The following is a 15,607-nucleotide window of genomic DNA, read 5'->3' as shown; positions in this document are numbered from 1 at the left end:
TGCGTCAGTTCTCCTCGTCGAGAGTGATTCCCGGCTCCTGTGTCACCTCGGACGCCGGCACCGGTTTCAGCGCGGCGAAGGCCGCGGGCAGATTGTCGACCACGGTGATCCTGGCTATGGCCGGCTGGGACACGAACTTCCGATCGTAGAGTTGGTCCAGCCAGTCGAACAGACCCCGATAGAAGCCATTGGGATCGAGCACAACCACCGGCTTATCGTGTTGGCCCAGATAACCGCCGGTCCAGGTCTCGAAGAATTCCTCCAGTGTGCCGATGCCGCCGGGCAGGGTGAGAAAGGCGTCGGCGCGGTCCTCCATGACCTGTTTGCGCTGGCGCATGGTGTCGGTGACGATCAGCTCGTCGGCATCGACATCGGCTACTTCCTGGTGCACCAGATGTTTCGGGATCACCCCGACGGTGTGCGCACCGCCCGCGCGAGCACCGGTCGCGACCGCGCCCATCATCGAGACATGACCGCCGCCGGAAACCAATTGCCAACCGCGCCTTGCGATCTCGGTGCCAACCCGGGCGGCCAGCGCGAGCATGGCCGGATCGGCGGTGCTGGCCGAACAGTAGACGCAGACCGCGTATCCGGCTTCACTCACCACTGATCCTCCGTTCCGAGGGCATCGGTGTCGGTGGCCCCGTCCGCGGTGGCCAGGATGATCTGGACGACCTCCTCGACGCTATCGGTCACATGCAGCAGGCCGAGGTCGCCGGGTGAGATCTTGCCGGAGCCGCCGAGCGAATCGCGCAGCCAGTCGACGAGCCCGGCCCAGTACTTGCTGCCGAACAGGATGATCGGGAAGCGGGTGATCTTATGGGTCTGCACCAGGGTGAGCGCCTCGAACAGCTCGTCCAGGGTGCCGAATCCGCCCGGCAGGCAGATGAATGCCTGCGAGTACTTCACGAACATGGTCTTGCGCGCGAAGAAGTAGCGGAAGTTGATACCGAGGTCGACCCATTCGTTGAGGCTCTGCTCGAACGGCAACTCGATGCCGAGTCCGATCGAATATCCCCCCGCCTCCGACGCGCCCCGGTTCGCGGCCTCCATCACGCCGGGACCGCCGCCGGTGATCACCGCGAATCCGGCCTGTGCCAGCGCGCCACCGATGGCCATGGCGGCGTGGTACTCCGGATGCCCGGCCGGCGTGCGCGCCGAACCGAAGACGGTGACCGCGCGCGGCAGTTCGGCGAGCGCACCGAAGCCCTCGACGAATTCGGCCTGGATGCGCAGCACCCGCCACGGATCGGTGTGCACCCAATCGCTTGGTCCGTGCTGGTCCAATAGGTTCTGGTCGGCGGTGCCGCCCGGTTTGCGATCGCGGCGGAACATGATCGGTCCGCGGAATTTGGGTGTCGACTTCGGCGGGTTCGCGATCTCGTTATCGGCGGCTTCGGCGGACATGGCGCCCACGCTAGTCCGCCTCCCCGAATCTTCAGGCGGCTCCCCCGCCTCTCCGAGCCTTTAGGCGCCAGACTCAGTCGCGACAGCTGTGACGTTGGCGGGCGGCGGTAGGGCTGTGGGAGAAGTTAGCCCGTCCCCGACGAGTTACCAGTGTGCTCTCTAAACGCGCCGCCGCTGGTCATGGTGCCGACAGTACCGAGTGTTCTGTGGCCGATTGCTATCTAGTCGTCAAGAATTCGTCCAACGTGTGTGCAGCGCGGTGCTGAGTGACGCGGTGTGTCGGTCTCGCCCGGTCGGGCGGGGCCAGCGAAGAGGGCGGTGTGCAGGGGGAAGTGTGATGCGGTGGTAGTTGCCGTTCCATCGCGGGTCTGTTGCGGCAGGGTTCGGATCTTGGCCCATGTTCCTCGCATCCACGCCAGAACAGTGGATGTACCTGGTCAGGATGGCTTTCTAGCCGTCGACTTTGCCCGGCCCTCTTCGAAGACGAAGAGTGGTTTGGTGCCATGTGCGGGTGTCTCGGCGAGCGAGATGGCTTCAGTGAAGCGTTCGAGCGGGAACGGTTGGCCTTGGGGGATGCTCAGCACTTCATCAGCGACGAGACTGCGAACCTGGGATAGCGCGCGCAGCACATCCTCAGGTGCGGCAGTGCCGAACCAGCGGTTCAGCCAGAAGCCACGGACTGCTTTGGTCTCGTAGATAACCGAGCGTGCCTGCAGCGGGATCGTCAGCGCTGCCGGGTCGGTCTGCCGATGGGTGGATAGCGCGCCGTAGACCACGACCTCTCCTCCTGGAGCCAATGCCTGGGATACCTGGGCACCCACGGGGCCCGCGACACAGTCGATGGCCTTACGCACGCCGGCCGCTCCTGCTGCCTCAGCCACACGCTGCAATAGGTCCTCGTCCGCAGTGCAAATGACCTCGTCACCACCAAGCGCTTTGATCTCCTCAACGGCATCGCGCCGCCGCACGACATTGATCGTGTGAATACCCAGATGCCTGCACAGCTGAATGACGAGCCGGCCGACGGTGGAGCCCGCTGCCGTCTGCAACAACCATTCACCCGGCTGCACGTCGAGTTCGCGAGTCACGAGGAGCAGCGCGGTCAACGGGTTGACGGCGAGTTGGCAGGCGCTGGAGTCGCTCAGATGGTCGGGGACCGGCAGGAGCCTTCGTGTATCGGCAACAAGGTATTCCTGCCAAGTGCCGGCCATATGGGGCCCGGGTACCGCTGGGACTGCAACGGTCACCACGCGCTCGCCGATCTTTAGTCCCTCGGTATCCGGACCCAGGGCTTCAATACGGCCCACGCATTCCATGTGACCCCCGACGGTGGGAAACTCGGGGGAGAAACCGTAGCGGCCACGCAGCACGTGCAGATCGCTGGCGTGAATCGGAGTCGCCTTCACGCGGATCAACGCCTGACCGGTTTTTGGCGTGGGGACAGGTCGGGATTCCAGCCGCAGGACATCGGTGGGCTCGCCGACCTTTCCGGCTACGAGCGCGCGCATGGATCGAGGCATGAGTGACCTCTCGTCTCTCGGCGCCCTACGAACTCGGCGGGCGTTCAGGACAGGAACAACCATTACACGCGTGGCGCGGACCGTGCAGGCTGCACTGACGGCACTACTGCCTGCATGGCCCCTGGTCGCATCCGCGTTCGCTACTTACACGTGACGAACGCGTGCGACTGGTCGGCCTCATATTGTGGTGACGAAGCCGCCGTCGATCCTCAGATCGGATCCGGTGATGTTGGCGGACCGGTCACTGGCCAGGAACACGACCAGGTCGGCAACCTGCTCCGGCGTGGTGAACCGGCCCATCGCGGCAGCACCCGCGGTCGCGGACCGCACCTGTTCGGGGGTCTGACCGCTGGCGTCGGCGATCGTGTCGGCCACTCCACCTTCATCCAGCCACAGCCCGGTCGTCACGGGTCCGGGGCTGATGGAGTTGACGCGAATGTTCTTCGGCCCCAATTCCTTTGACAAAGCCTTGCCGAAGTTGGTGACGGCGGCCTTGGTGGCACAGTAGTCGTAGATCCCGGGGTCCGGATAGTACGCGTTGACCGATCCGATGATGACGATCGATCCACCGCCACGGCGGTACATCTGTGGCAGAGCGGCCCGGGTCGGCCGCACCGTCCCCATCACATTGAGATCCCAGGATGCCTGCCACTGGTCGTCGGTAACGCGCGCGATTCCACCCGGTTGCACAGTGACCGCGCCGACGTTGTTAACCAGTACATCGATGCCACCGCGGTCTGCCGCAGCCGCGATCAGGTCATCCGAACCGCCGGGCTGCGACAAATCAGCGGATACAAAGGTCACGTTCCCGGCCTTCTCCAGCGCCCCGAGACCGGGCCCTCGGCTGCGTGATCCGGCCACGACGTGGGCACCGGCGTCCACCAGTGCCTGGGTGATCGCGAGCCCGATACCTTTGCTGGCGCCGGTGACCACGGCGGTCTTGCCCGACAGATGTAGATCCATGCTGCTGCTCCCGTCGCCGGCTCGGTTTGTGACCCCGATCACGCTACGCCCGGCTCAGCTTTGCCAGATCCAGTCCGTGACCTCGGCAGTGTCGGAGCGATATAAGCTGAACATTTTCGCCGCCGCATGTGTGATCGACGTGGATGTCGGGCGTATCCGTTATCTACGCACTATGAGAACAGTTGCGAGTGTTCGGCTATGTACTGCCCAACCGTGGATGGCGGCCGTCCCGTGATCTTCTCGACGTCGTCGGTGGCTCGGTCGTAGCGTCCGGCGCGGTGCAGCAATGCCATTGTGGTCAGGTGCTGCTCGACGTGCGCGGGCAGACCTTGGGGCTCGAGCACCTCCTGGACCCAGGTTTCCTGGGGAATGTCGGTGCCGCGAATCTGCCGGTGCAGTCCCAGGGTGTACTCGGCGGCCAGGCCATCGATGTCCAAACGGGCCGGGCCGGTCAATTCGTAGACGTCGCCGATGCGGTGGGTGGGATCGACGAGCACTGCCGTAACCGTGCGGGCCACGTCGCTGGTAGCTATCGGTGAGGTTCGACCGGTTCCGAAGGGCAGGGCCAACAGGTTTTGCTTTCGCAGCGATGGGGCCGCAAGTCCGGTGAATATCGGATTGTCCAGAAACACCGTCGGCCTGATGTGCACGACCGGCACACCCGACCAGTTCAAGACGTGCTCGGCGAGGTAATGCAGCCGATGTTGACGAGACTCTCCCACACTGGTCAACGTCATTTGAGAAACGGTCATCTGGGACATGTTCACGACCACCTCGAGGTGGCCGTACGCCAATGCGGCGTCGCAGACGACTACCGTCGCCTGCAGGTAGTCCGGCGAGACACCCATCGAAAAGAACATGCGATCGGTACCGGTCATCGCATCGACCACATCTCGTGGGTCGGTCAAGTCTCCGACGACGACTTCAGCGCCGAGTGCGCGTAACGGCTCGGCTCGGGCGTCGTCGTGGTGCACCAACGCGCGAACGCGATCCCCACGTTCCCGCAATTGCTCGATTACCTGCCGGCTCACGCCACCGGTGCCCCCACCCGCCCCGGTGATCAGGTACAAGGACGCACTCATGCTCGCTCCTCACGATGTGTTTCCCAATGCTCGGCAAGGGTGTGCACGCCAGGGACTTGCGGATCACGCGGTGTGTCGTGACGATGATACGAGCGAACCCGGCGGAGTCGATGCGGTTGCCCTCACGCCTACCTCTCATAGCTGATGGCTGTAAGTCGGTGTGCGGGAGCCGCGCGGAACATTGTCAACAACACGCTGGCGACACCGCCCGCCACAGGTCTCAGCCAAGCCGCCGACACCGTTGACCACAAGCTTGTCGCCCAAGTCAGGGGCACTCGGCACCATTGGGTTTTGGGGCGCGATGGTCGCCCGGTTTGCGATGAAATCATGGTCCCGGGCTGGCGCGACAGCGGTAGCGTAATAGTCAGCGTGCGATCGTTTCGACCGAAGCGGCCAAGGAGCGGACACCAATCGCAGCGGTAGCTACGCGGTGGCGCGAGTTGACCTCGACCGGTATCCGTGAACAGCAATTACTGGCTTGTGAGAAAGACCCGCATCCATGACCGGCCACATCACCGACCGCGAGGTCCATACCCACCGCGCGCCCCACTCCGACCCTGGGGATGAATTCTTCTCCCTGTTTTTGGACCCGACACGGACCTACAGTTGCGCGTTCTGGACTCACCCCGACGACACACTCGAACAAGCTCAACTCGCCAAGATCGACCTGGCACTAGGAAAATGCGACCTGCGGACCGGGATGACGCTGCTCGATGTCGGCTGCGGCTGGGGATCAGCCATCCTGCGCGCCATGGACACCCGTGAGGTGAACACGATCGGGTTGACCGTCAGCCGCAGTCAATTCCGATACGTGCGCGACCAGCTCGTCGACCGGCTCGTGCGGGGCCAACCCTGCGGCCGGGTATGGCCGCAGGGTTGGGAAGACTTCGACGGCCACGCCGACCGCATTATTTGTATCGACGCCTTCGAACACTTCCACCAAGACCGCTACGTCGAGTTCTTCGACTTCGCCTACCGCACCATGCCCGCCGACGGAGTGCTGCTGTTGCAGACCATCGTCGGCTACAACCGCGACGAGCTGCGCGCCCACGGAATACAGCACAGCAGCATCGACGACGCGTTCATGCGGTTCCTCACCGGCACGATCTTCGCCGGAGGCCCGCTGCCGCCCCCGACCGGACGCGACCCCAAAGGCGTCACCGCCTACGCCGAAGACGCCGGATTCACCGTCACCGGCATCCAGGCACTGGGACCGCACTACGCCACCACCCTCGACCACTGGACCGACGCCCTGCACGAGCACCGCGACCGCGCCATCGAGCTCACCGGGGCTGACATCTACAACACCTACATGCGATATCTGACCGGCTGCGCCGACTACGCCCGCCGTGGCCACATCGACGTCATGCAATTCACCTGCACCAAACCCAGCCCGCCGCACTGAACCGGACCGACCGAACATTCAATGCACTCATCGCCAGTACCAATGGCGAAGACAGCCGCTTTCGAGAGAGGCAGCCGTGACCTACACCGCAGACTTCGGTGCGATCAGCGCCACTTTTCACCCTGGCGCCGAGGCCGAGCAGGCTGTGACGGGCCCCGGCACGATCGGCCGCTTCGTGGCGCCGGGCAGCGTCACCCAGGGCCGCTTCGGTCTCTACGAGTTTCGTATGGCTGCCGGCTCGGGCCGGGCCGACCCGCACTTCCACCGCACCTTCTCCGAGTCGTTCTACGTGCTGTCCGGCACCATGCGCCTCTACGACGGCGGCCGCTGGATCGACGCCTCGGCGGGAGACTTCCTGCACGTGCCCGAGGGCGGCGTGCACGGCTTCCGCAACGACAGCGACGCCGCCGCGGCCATGCTCATCCTTTTCGCCCCCGGCGCACCCCGCGAGACCTACTTCCGCGAGCTCGCCGACATCTCCAGCAGCGGCCGGGTGCTCTCCGACGAGGAGTGGACCGACCTGTTCGCCCGCCACGACCAGTACCGCGCCCCCTGACCAGCGTGGCGGTGCCACCCTCTTTCAGTTTGCTCTCGTTCTGATCACGTCTATCGAGTCCAGGGTCGTGAACAGTGGCTGGGGGTGGTCGCCGGTGCCCTCGAGATTCTCATCGGTTTCTGGTCCTCGCAGCAGGTGATCTCGTCGCGTGCAGCGCTACTGATCTTCTACGTCGGATTCCTGGCGCTCTTCCGGGGGATCACAGAGATCGTGGTCGCGTTCGAGTTAAGAGGCGCGCAGAAGGACCATTTCGCCGCAGCGACCGGTGTGCCCGCTCAACGCGACCCAAACCAGATCCTGTCGTGACCCCTGCAGGACCAGGCAACCCGATTCACGGGTGGGCTGGGACTCCAGCTCCCAACTGGCGTGACGACGTGAGGAGAGGGTCCTCGAAACCGACTCGCCGATCCCTCGTCAGGGTGGGCTCCTGGGCACCCGCTGCCAGCGTCAGCGGGCTCAGAAACAAGACCGTACGGTCAGTAGAAAGGAGTGGCCAGAATGGCTCTGTCAGACGCACTAGCGGATATGTCCGCAAAAGCCAAGCATGCAGAGGACGACTTCCACGTCGCCCAGACGTCCCAGCACGCCAAGTTGGAGGAGCAAGTCGCACGAGCGCGGGCCTCGGCCCAGGAACGCAACGATAAACTCCGGGCCCGCGCCGACCACGCCAAGTCGGATGCCTCATCGTGGTGGCGCGACGTCCAGCAGCAGTGGGACAGGCAGGTCCAGCAGATCCGGTCCAACATCGAAGCGAAACGCGAAGAGCAGGACGCCAAGAAGGCGTCCGTCCGGGCCGACCTGGCCGAGGACGACGCCGCGTTTGCCATCGACATCGCCATGGCCGCCATCGAGGAGGCGGACTACGCCGTACTCGAAGCGGTTCTCCGGCGCGAAAAGGCGAACGAACTTGCCGCAGCGCACTGAGCGCACCAGGTAGGGCCGGGGTTCGTTTGCACACTCGGCGAACCGGTGGCGAACCGTTCGCCGAGCTGGTCGGGGCCAGCAGAAACGCGGCCGCGAACGGGGCGGCCGGGCGGTCGGGCATTGGAACGGAACAGCTGCCTCCAGCACTGCGATCCGCCCCCGACTCCAGCGCCTCGACCCGGTCATGCAGGTCCGCGGGCCCCGCCGACGGTAGAGTTGACCCGCAACCCCGGCGTCGAGGGCTTCGAGAAGGCCCCGGCAACCGTGGGGGGCAGGCTGATCCGGCCCGAAACGACCGATCAGCTCCCTTACAATCGCCGTCCGTCCAACGCTGGAACACCATCTGATTCGGTGCACCATCGTTGACGGCGGCAGTTCGTGAACCTCGGTAGTGGCGGGTTCTTTCCCGGGAATCACGACCAGCCCGCACCTCCGAAGCTGGTGCGACCGCGCGGAGTCCAGAGTAAGCGTCAGATTATGTGAGCCCGACGAGTTACCAATGTACTTACGAAATCAGCGGGACGGTTCGGCGGAATCGGAGCCTCGCTCGGTCAGATAGGTGCGCAGAGTCGCGGCGACTTCGGTGATCTGGGCGACCGGGACGTGTTCGTCGCGCTTATGGGCGAGATTGGGGTCGCCGGGACCGAAGTTCACCGCCGGGATGCCGCGGGCGGCGAAGCGCGCGACATCGGTCCAGCCGTATTTGGCGCGCACGCTGTCGGCGCCGACCACCGTGATCAGATCCTTGGCGGCGGGTGCGGACAGGCCGGGCAGTGCGCCCGCCGCAGCGTCGGTGAGCTCGAAGTCGAGCTCGAGTCCGTCGAATACCTCGCGCACATGCTCGGTGGCCTGGGTGACGGTGCGGTCCGGGGCGAAGCGGAAGTTCACATCGACCTCGGCCTCGTCCGGAATGACATTGCCCGCCACGCCACCGCCGATGCGGACCGCGGTCAGACCCTCGCGGTAGACACAGCCGTCGATATCGACCTCACGGGCCTTGTAGTCGGCGAGGCGCTGCAGCACGGGGGCCATGCGGTGAATCGCATTGTCGCCCTTCCACGACCGCGCCGAGTGGGCCCGCACGCCCTTGGTCGTCAGCCGGACGCGCAGGGTGCCCTGGCAGCCCGCCTCGATGACACCGCCGGACGGTTCGCCGAGGATGGCCAGATCGCCGATGAGCCAATCGGGGAGGTCGCGCTCGATGTGGTTGAGGCCGTTGTACTTCGCGGAGATCTCCTCGCAGTCGTAGAAGATCAGCGTCAGATCGTGCACCGGCTCGGCGACGGTCGCGGCCAGATGTAAGAAGACCGCGTCACCGGATTTCATATCGACGGTGCCGCAGCCGTAGAGCTGGCGCTCCCCCGCCTCGTCCACGAAGGCGCTCGGCAGGTTGTCGGCGATGGGCACGGTATCCAAATGACCGGCGAGGATGACCCGCGTCGGCCGCCCTATATCGGTGCGCGCGAGCACCACGTTCCCGTGCCGCAGCACCTCGAATCCCGTTGTCTGCTCACGCAGCGCTCGCTCGACCAGGTCGGCGATGACCGCCTCGTCGCGCGAGACGCTGGGGATGTCGACGAGAGCCGCGGTCAGGGTGATGGGGTCGGCGCGCAAGTCGAGGGTCACGGCTGCCAGCCTACGACCGCGATGTTCCACTGCGATCGGGTCCGTCGCCATTGCGGCGATGCGGTGGCCGATATGTACCGACCTGTGGTTCGTCGAGCGACTCACTGCGCGTGGTCATGCGGCGCTGACCATCGGCCGAGCGCTGGCCTCGCCGAGCCGAGTGCCGATGGCAGGGGTCGTTCCGACTCGGAGTTATTGCCGGGCGAGTCCGCGGTACCGCGCCTCGGGCCGCCGCGGTCGACGTGGCTCACCACGAGTGCGGATGGGTGGGTAACCTCTCATGACGTGAGCATTCAGGGAGCAGCAGCAGTCGGTATCGCCAATGTGACCGCGGACGGGACCGTATTGGATACCTGGTACCCGAATCCGGAGTTGGGCGCGTTCGGTGACACCGGCACGAAGCGCCTGGACGAGGCGCCCGCGGAATACGCGGCGCTGCTCGGATTCGACGAGGCGCGCGGGGTTGATGTGATCGCGGTGCAGACTACGATCGCTGATCTGTCGGCCGCTCCCGTCGACGCGCACGACGTGTATCTGCGGCTGCACCTGCTCTCGCATCGGCTGGTCAAGCCGCACGAGGTGAGCCTGGACGGGCAGTTCGGACTGCTCAGCAATGTGGTGTGGACCAACCACGGTCCGGCCGCGGTGGATGGCTTCGAGGCGACGCGCGCCAAGCTGCGTGCGCGTGGCCCGGTCACCGTGTACAGCATCGACAAGTTCCCGCGGATGGTCGACTACGTCGTGCCGTCGGGTGTACGCATCGGTGACGCCGACCGCGTCCGTCTCGGCGCGCATCTGGCCTCCGGTACGACCGTCATGCACGAGGGCTTCGTGAACTTCAACGCGGGCACGCTCGGCGCCTCGATGGTCGAGGGCCGCATCTCGGCGGGCGTCGTGGTCGGCGACGGCTCCGATATCGGCGGCGGCGCCTCCACCATGGGCACCCTGTCCGGCGGCGGCACCACCATCATCTCCATCGGCGAACGCTCCCTGCTCGGCGCCAACTCCGGCCTCGGCATCCCCTTCGGCGACGACTGCGTCCTGGAGGCCGGTCTCTACCTCACCGCGGGCACCAAGGTCACCACCCCCGACGGCACCGTGGTCAAAGCGGCCGAGCTCAGCGGACAGAACAACCTGCTCTTCCGCCGCAACTCCACCACCGGCGCCGTCGAGGTCGTCCACCGCAAGGGCACCGGCATCGAACTCAACGCGGACCTGCACGCCAACGACTGAACTCACCCGCCTCTCCTTCGGGCGGCGATCAGGCAGTGCGTCATCGCCGACGGCACAGGCGACATCGGCGATGAGGCCGTCGCGGGTCCAGTCGCCGACGCTGACGTCCCTGTCGTTTACCACCACGGACCAGCGCAAATGGTTCGAGGCGCGGCCGGACTTGATTCTGTTTCCCCCGTCGGCGCCGGGTTGGGTGATGCCGATCGTTCTGCGACGGGCCCTACCCGTGGGTGACACCTGCCTCCAGACCGAAGGCAATTACCCGGGTGGGGTGGATGCGGATCATTTCTCGGGAGACGCCGGAGATGTAGGGCTCCACGTCGGTCAATTGTTCTGCGGTGCCGCGGATTTCGAGGCAACGGACGCGCCAGGGTTGGACGGAGGCGACGTCGTCGACGACGAAGGCGATGCGGTTGTTGCCGGCGATATTGCGGAATTTCCAGGATTTGCCCATATTCCAGCCCGCGATATCAATGGTGCCGAGTTCGGCGTTGTAGCGGAAGCCGACCGGGCTGTTCTGAGGTGAGCCGTCGGGGCGCACGGTCGCGAGCCGGCCCAGGCGCTGGGTGGCCAGGTAGTCGATCTGTTCGGGTGTCAGTGCTGCGCTCATACCGGCGACCGTAGAACCTGAACCGAAGTAGAGGTCAAGCTGTTCAGCCGAGTAGCTTCTTCTGCACCTTCCCCATGGCATTGCGCGGCAACGAATCCACCACGCGGACCTCGCGCGGGCGTTTGTGCACCGAAAGCTGTTCGGCCACGTGCTCGATGAGAGCCTTCTCGATGGAATCCGGTGTAGCACCGCGTAACACGACATACGCGACGATCCGCTGCCCCAGATCGGCGTCGGGCAGGCCCACCACCGCAACCTCGGCCACATCCGGATGTCCGAGCAGTACGGTTTCGACTTCGCCCGCGCCGATGCGATAACCACCGGACTTGATGAGATCGACCGATTCCCGGCCCACAATGCGGTGGAAACCATCGGCATCGATGGCCGCGACATCACCGGTCTTGAACCAGCCGTCCTCGGTCCAGCATTCAGCTGTCGCCTCGGCCCGGTTGCGGTAACCGTCGAACAGCATCGGACCGCGAACCTGCAGGCCACCGATGCTCGCACCGTCATGCGGAACATCCGCACCGGCCTCGTCCCGCAGCCGGGTCTCGACCCCCGCGACGGGCATGCCGACCCATCCGGGACGGCGCTCCCCATCGAACCGAGTGGACAGCGTGATCATCGTTTCGCTCATCCCGTACCGCTCGATCGGCGCGTGCCCGGTGAGTTCGCGCAGCCGCTCGAATACCGGCACCGGCAGCGGCGCACTACCCGAGACGAGCAGCCGTGCTCCGGCCAATTTCCTTGCCGCATCGGGATCTTCGACAACTCGCGACCACACGGTGGGCACCCCGAAATACAGCGTGCCACGCGCGTCCGCGTATGCCTGCGCTGTCGGCTTCCCGGTGTGGATCAGCGGGCTGCCGACCCGCAGCGGCCCGAGCACGCCGAGGATCAGCCCGTGCACGTGGAACAGCGGAAGACCATGCACCAGAACATCGTTCGGCGTCCAGGCCCACGCGTCGGCGAGCGCATCGAGCCCCGCGGCAATGGCACCGCGATTGAGCACGACTCCCTTGGGCAGACCGGTGGTCCCCGAGGTGTACAGCACGAATGCCGGTGTGGCGGCATCGGGTTCGGGATATGTATGCCATGAGCGCGCGTGTACGCGAACCGGAACCACCGGCAGATCCGTCCCCTCCGGCGCCTCGCCCAGCCACGCCTGTGCACCGGAGTCGGCGAGGATATGCGCCAGTTCGGCGGTCCCCGAATCCGGTGGCACCGGCACCACCGTCACCCCGGCGATGAGACAGCCGACCACCGCGAGCACCGTGGTCACGGTGGGTCGGGCCAGTACCGCCACCCGATCGGCGCGCGCGATGCGCTCGGCCACCGACGTTGCCGCACCGAGCAGATCACTGCGCGACAATGTCACCCCGTCGATGGTGACGGCATCCGGAATATCCGCTCCCCCGGCGACAGCGAGCGGATTGAGCGAACGAAGCAGCAGCGGCGGACCGAACGACATTCGCTCACGCTACTTCGACACGACACCGCACCATCAAGCTCCCCCTCGACGAGAACGTGACGGTTGACACACCCATGAGACGGTGAGAACGTCTAGGCAATTCCTTCTCAACGATGAGAACGGGGTCGATAATGACCAGCCCGTTTCGCAAACCCGCGTCCACACCCGCCGAGGACGCCTTCGATATCGAGCGATACCTCGACGGTGTCGCCGCGTTCTTAGGCGGAACGGCGAATGTCATCATGCAGCTCAGCACGCTGCCGGTCGGCTACGGCGTGCTGGAGAGCACCGTCGACAGCGGCAAGGTAATGCTGCATCCGATCAAGCGGCTGCGCACCACCCTCACCTATCTCGCGGTCGCCATGCTCGGCACCGATGACGAACGCGACCTCTATCGCGAGGCCGTGAACCTGTCGCATCATTCGGTCAAGTCGACCGCGGCGAGTCCGGTGAAGTACAACGCCTTCGATCCCGCACTGCAGCTCTGGGTGGCCGCCTGTCTCTATTGGGGCGCGCGCGATCTCCACGAGCGCATGCACGGACCGATGCCCGACGCCGACGCGGAAGCCTTCTACCGCTACGGGTCTCGCCTCGGCACCACGTTGCAAATGCGTCCGGAAATGTGGCCCGCCGACCGTGCCGCCTTCGACGAGTACTGGACCGAACATCTCGCGAAGACCACCATCGATCCCCCGATCCGCGACTACTTCAACGATCTGATCGATCTGAAGATGCTCCCACGCGCCGCGCGCTTACCGTTCGCCCGGTTCCAGCGCTTCGTGGTCACCGGCCTGCTGCCCGAGCATCTACGCGACCAGATGGGCATGACCTGGACCGCGGACGACGATCGGAAACTCGCCGGCATCATGCACATCACCGGCTCGATCACTGCCCGAATGCCGAAGCAGGTCAGGATGTTTCCGATCAACGCCTACCTGTGGGATATGCGCATCCGCAGGCGGTTCGGCCTGCGGCTGGTGTGATTCAGGGGATGGCAGTCGGCGGAGCCGACGGGGTGGGTCAGCTACAGCTTGAACGAAACGACCACGTGGTCGCGCGCGAACTTGCGGATCGCGGCGTCGTCGTCGAGCGGAAGGACCGTTTGCGGGGTCAGTGCCAAGGACAGCGCCGTCCGCGCGATCATCTCGGCGACCGGCTCCGGATCGTATTCGGGCAACTTGCCCTCCCCCTGCAGCCGGGTGATGAATTCGGCCACATAGTCGCGGCCGAGCTCGAGCACCGGCGCACCCTTGACGGTGAGATACGGCAGCACGATTTCCGGCTCGGTCTTCAACAATCGGTCGAGCAGCTTGTTGCCGCGCAGTCCGTTCAGGAAGGCGACGAACAGCTCCACGATCTGATCCTCGGCGCCGGCATCGCGATCGACCTGCCGCTGCTGTGCGGCATCCACCTCCTCGACGAATTGCCGCGCCTGCCGCATCCCGACGGCCTGGATCAGATCGGATTTGCTCGCGAAGCGCCGGTAGAGGGTGGCCAGCGAAAGCCCACATCGCCGCGCGACTTCCACCATGCTGGTCCGCTTGATACCGAAGTCCAGGAACGCCAGCAGAGCGGCATCCAGCACCCGCGTCTGGTTACGGTCCTCCGGGCCAGTGCTGCGCACCAGCGCCAGCAGTCTGGTCAGCGTCGCCATAACTTCCACCCCTATTCCGCTCCGATGACACGATGACACCGCTAGCATCGCATGCCGTCAGGCAGCGCCACCTACGAACGCCCCCGGAAAGCGCGATTGACACTTTCGCGAGGCAATGAGAAGGTTTATATAGAACCTTCTCATCCATCCGCCTTGATCTCGGATGGCCACAGAAAGGCGAGGTCAACGATGACCGAACCCCTCCGCAGTGCCGATTACCCGCCGATTCCCGACCGCGTCGGCCCCGCCGTCGTCGAGCCCATAAGCCCGGAAACCGTCGAGGAGTACGTCGACGGAGTCGCGGCCTTCCTGGGCGGCGCCGCCAATGTGATCATGCAGCTGAGCCTGCGTCCGGTCGGTCGCGGCGTACTGGAGAGCACGGTCGACAGCGGCAAGGTCACACTGCACCCGATCAAACGGCTGCGCACCACCCTGAGCTACCTCGCGGTCGCGCTGATGGGCTCCGACGAAGAGCGCGCGCGGTATCGGGAGGCGGTCAATGCATCGCATCGACCGGTCCGCTCGAGCTCGGCGAGTCCGGTGAAATACAACGCCTTCGATCCCACACTGCAACTCTGGGTGGCCGCCTGCCTCTACTGGGGCATCGACGACCTCTACACCCGCATGCACGGACCGATGAATCCCGATGTGGCCGAGGACTTTTACCACTACTGCGCCCGGCTCGGCACCACCCTGCAGATGCGACCGGAGATGTGGCCCGCCAATCGCGCGGAATTCCAACGGTATTGGGACGAGAACCTGCCGAAGCGGGGTATCGAACCCGCCCTGCGCGACTACTTCGACGACCTCATCGATCTGAGGATGATGCCGCGCCCCGTCCAATGCGTCTTCGCCCGACTGCAGCGGTTCGTCGTAACCGGCCTGCTGCCACAGCATTTGCGCAATGAGATGCGAATGACCTGGTCCCAGCGCGATCAGCGCCGCTTCGATCGGCTGCTGCGGATGATTTCGGCGGTGCACACCCGGCTGCCGAAGCAGGTTCGAATGTTCCCGCTGAACGCCTATATGTTCGACGTTCGCCGCCGCATACGACTGGGTAAACCGCTCGTATAAGGGGACCGTTTGACACGCTATCGAGGTGATGAGAAAGTTAGTACCAATTCTTCTCATCACCCTCGATTGCCGCTGATCAACC

Annotated in this window: 16 protein-coding genes; 7 read left to right on the top strand and 9 right to left on the bottom strand. The window is 65.0% G+C overall.

Annotated features, from left to right (window positions below):
• Nucleotides 1-4 precede the first annotated feature (4 nt).
• From ACQPYR_RS07635 to ACQPYR_RS07615, 5 genes are all read right to left on the bottom strand, one after another.
• Nucleotides 5-607 (bottom strand): TIGR00730 family Rossman fold protein, encoded by a 603-nt coding sequence (locus tag ACQPYR_RS07635; protein ID WP_433629282.1) that lies wholly within the window; start codon nucleotides 605-607, stop codon nucleotides 5-7.
• Nucleotides 601-1,407, bottom strand: a complete 807-nt coding sequence (locus ACQPYR_RS07630; RefSeq protein ID WP_433629279.1) for a TIGR00730 family Rossman fold protein — start codon at nucleotides 1,405-1,407, stop codon at nucleotides 601-603. The genes ACQPYR_RS07635 and ACQPYR_RS07630 overlap by 7 nt, the downstream gene beginning before the upstream one ends.
• 437 nt (nucleotides 1,408-1,844) lie before the next feature.
• Nucleotides 1,845-2,915, bottom strand: a complete 1,071-nt coding sequence (locus tag ACQPYR_RS07625) for a zinc-dependent alcohol dehydrogenase family protein (protein ID WP_433629276.1) — start codon at nucleotides 2,913-2,915, stop codon at nucleotides 1,845-1,847.
• A gap of 189 nt (nucleotides 2,916-3,104) precedes the next feature.
• The gene (locus ACQPYR_RS07620) at nucleotides 3,105-3,890 is read right to left on the bottom strand and encodes an SDR family NAD(P)-dependent oxidoreductase (protein WP_433629274.1); all 786 of its coding nucleotides are present in this window, start codon (nucleotides 3,888-3,890) and stop codon (nucleotides 3,105-3,107) included.
• 170 nt (nucleotides 3,891-4,060) lie between these two features.
• On the bottom strand, nucleotides 4,061-4,972 hold the full coding sequence (locus tag ACQPYR_RS07615; RefSeq protein ID WP_433629272.1) for an NAD(P)H-binding protein: 912 nt from the start codon (nucleotides 4,970-4,972) through the stop codon (nucleotides 4,061-4,063).
• Nucleotides 4,973-5,471: 499 nt separating this feature from the next.
• On the opposite strand from ACQPYR_RS07615, the gene ACQPYR_RS07610 reads away from it, so the two are divergent.
• From ACQPYR_RS07610 to ACQPYR_RS07595, 4 genes are all read left to right on the top strand, one after another.
• Complete coding sequence (locus ACQPYR_RS07610) at nucleotides 5,472-6,377, top strand: class I SAM-dependent methyltransferase (protein WP_433629269.1); 906 nt, start codon at nucleotides 5,472-5,474, stop codon at nucleotides 6,375-6,377.
• 76 nt (nucleotides 6,378-6,453) lie between these two features.
• Nucleotides 6,454-6,933, top strand: coding sequence for a cupin domain-containing protein (locus tag ACQPYR_RS07605; protein ID WP_433629267.1), 480 nt, complete (start codon nucleotides 6,454-6,456; stop codon nucleotides 6,931-6,933).
• Nucleotides 6,934-7,017: 84 nt separating this feature from the next.
• Nucleotides 7,018-7,239, top strand: a complete 222-nt coding sequence (locus ACQPYR_RS07600) for a hypothetical protein (RefSeq protein WP_433629265.1) — start codon at nucleotides 7,018-7,020, stop codon at nucleotides 7,237-7,239.
• Nucleotides 7,240-7,431: 192 nt separating this feature from the next.
• Entirely contained in the window at nucleotides 7,432-7,857 is a 426-nt protein-coding gene (locus ACQPYR_RS07595; protein ID WP_433629262.1) for a hypothetical protein, read from the top strand.
• Nucleotides 7,858-8,370: 513 nt separating this feature from the next.
• On the opposite strand, the gene dapE is transcribed toward ACQPYR_RS07595, so the two are convergent.
• Nucleotides 8,371-9,534, bottom strand: coding sequence for a succinyl-diaminopimelate desuccinylase (gene dapE, locus ACQPYR_RS07590; RefSeq protein ID WP_433629259.1), 1,164 nt, complete (start codon nucleotides 9,532-9,534; stop codon nucleotides 8,371-8,373).
• Nucleotides 9,535-9,768: 234 nt separating this feature from the next.
• On the opposite strand from dapE, the gene dapD reads away from it, so the two are divergent.
• Nucleotides 9,769-10,716 (top strand): 2,3,4,5-tetrahydropyridine-2,6-dicarboxylate N-succinyltransferase, encoded by a 948-nt coding sequence (gene dapD, locus ACQPYR_RS07585; protein ID WP_433629256.1) that lies wholly within the window; start codon nucleotides 9,769-9,771, stop codon nucleotides 10,714-10,716.
• Nucleotides 10,717-10,936: 220 nt separating this feature from the next.
• Here the strand turns inward: dapD and ACQPYR_RS07580 are convergent, their stop codons facing one another.
• Together ACQPYR_RS07580 and ACQPYR_RS07575 are read right to left on the bottom strand one after the other, a co-directional pair.
• Nucleotides 10,937-11,326 carry a PPOX class F420-dependent oxidoreductase gene (locus ACQPYR_RS07580; protein ID WP_433629254.1) on the bottom strand — a complete coding sequence of 130 codons (390 nt, stop codon included), beginning with the start codon at nucleotides 11,324-11,326 and terminating at the stop codon, nucleotides 10,937-10,939.
• Nucleotides 11,327-11,369: 43 nt separating this feature from the next.
• Nucleotides 11,370-12,797, bottom strand: a complete 1,428-nt coding sequence (locus ACQPYR_RS07575; RefSeq protein ID WP_433629251.1) for an acyl-CoA synthetase — start codon at nucleotides 12,795-12,797, stop codon at nucleotides 11,370-11,372.
• A 131-nt stretch (nucleotides 12,798-12,928) separates the two neighbouring features.
• On the opposite strand from ACQPYR_RS07575, the gene ACQPYR_RS07570 reads away from it, so the two are divergent.
• On the top strand, nucleotides 12,929-13,780 hold the full coding sequence (locus tag ACQPYR_RS07570; RefSeq protein WP_433629248.1) for an oxygenase MpaB family protein: 852 nt from the start codon (nucleotides 12,929-12,931) through the stop codon (nucleotides 13,778-13,780).
• Between the two features lie 41 nt (nucleotides 13,781-13,821).
• Here ACQPYR_RS07570 and ACQPYR_RS07565 read toward each other — a convergent pair whose 3' ends face one another.
• A complete protein-coding gene (locus ACQPYR_RS07565) occupies nucleotides 13,822-14,451 on the bottom strand; it encodes a TetR/AcrR family transcriptional regulator (RefSeq protein ID WP_433629246.1) in 630 nt (209 codons plus the stop codon).
• 189 nt (nucleotides 14,452-14,640) lie between these two features.
• Between ACQPYR_RS07565 and ACQPYR_RS07560 the strand changes: the two genes are divergently transcribed.
• Nucleotides 14,641-15,525 (top strand): oxygenase MpaB family protein, encoded by an 885-nt coding sequence (locus ACQPYR_RS07560; RefSeq protein WP_433629243.1) that lies wholly within the window; start codon nucleotides 14,641-14,643, stop codon nucleotides 15,523-15,525.
• Nucleotides 15,526-15,607: the final 82 nt, after the last annotated feature.

It is taken from the genome of Nocardia sp. CA-120079 (assembly GCF_050955745.1).
Classification (GTDB): domain Bacteria; phylum Actinomycetota; class Actinomycetes; order Mycobacteriales; family Mycobacteriaceae; genus Nocardia.
This window is presented reverse-complemented; position numbering and strand designations above follow the sequence as displayed.